Source organism: Xenorhabdus sp. Sc-CR9, from assembly GCF_963897815.1.
Lineage (GTDB): Bacteria > Pseudomonadota > Gammaproteobacteria > Enterobacterales > Enterobacteriaceae > Xenorhabdus.
This window is the reverse complement of sequence record NZ_CAWQTY010000076.1, coordinates 1-1,146: the sequence shown is the minus strand read 5'-3', so window position 1 is coordinate 1,146 and position 1,146 is coordinate 1. Positions and strand designations below refer to the sequence as shown.

General features: G+C 60.6%; 1 protein-coding gene. It reads left to right on the top strand.

Translation table 11 applies throughout. The features are described from left to right. The coding region (locus tag AACQ81_RS03675) for a conjugal transfer protein TraG N-terminal domain-containing protein (protein WP_237388485.1) at positions 1-1,146 on the top strand (1,146 nt) is incomplete at both ends.

The window sequence follows — 1,146 nt, the reverse complement described above, 5'->3', positions numbered from 1 at the left end:
ATCACCGCAGGAAACGGGGTATGCGCCGGTGATTTCCAGTCTGGGCGAACACACGGCCGCCGTGCCGGTCTGGTGGGCGGTGGTGCACCGGTTATCAAAAGGACTGACGCAGGCGGCGGTCGCGTCAGTGCCCTGCCGCCCGGATCTGCGGCAACTGCGTTTTGAGGTGCAGCACACCCGTATTGCCAGCGCCGCCCTGGCAGCAGAATTGCAGGATTTTACCCACGATTGCTATGCCCTGGCGCTTTATCAGTGGAAACAACGCGATCAGGGACAAACCGGTGATCCCGCGGTGCTGAAGGATATCGACTGGCTGGGGAGTCAGACGTTTTTGTCGGGGGATTACACTACGCTGCAATCACGCACACCCCGGGCACATTTCCCGTGGATGGAGAGCCGGGACAGCGGCCGGCCGAATACCGGGCGGGGCGGCTACCCGACCTGTAAAGTCTGGTGGTCAGCCCCCCAAACCGGACTGGAAGCCAGGGTACTGGCACAGGCCGATCCGGGGCTGTGGCTGCGTTTGTCGGCAGCCCTGAAAATGCCGGGCAAGGGAAGCCGTGAATATAAAGCGGCGGTGATCCGTCGTCTGGTCAGTCCGGTCAACCTGACGGTATCGCAGGAGGGGTATGTCTACGCGGGTTATGGCGGTAATGCTGATTTTACGGTCTGGGATGGCTCTAACCGGGTCGGGGCTTCTGCGGGGGTGATGTTGGGTGGCCTGCTCGCGTACCCGATGCTGGATGCCGTGCGGCAGGCGCTGCCGATGATGCAGGCCGTTCTCCTGATGGTCCTGTATATCTTGTTGCCGTTGATCCTGCTGTTGGCTGCCTATGAATTTAAGACTGTCCTGACGCTGACATTTGTGATTTTTGCCCTGAATTTCCTCACCTTCTGGTGGGAGCTGGCCCGCTGGCTGGACAGCTTTCTGCTGGATGCGCTGTACGGTTCAGACACCCACAGCCTGTTTAATCTGGCCGGGTTGCAGAACACCTCGGATGATCTCATTATGGCGCTGGTGATGGGGATGCTGTTTATTGTCCTGCCGATGGTCTGGCTGGGCGCACTGGCCTGGGCGGGGGTGCGAATGGGCGATATCAGCGGCATGATGAACCAGGGCGTGGGACAGGTCAGGCAGTCAGCCGG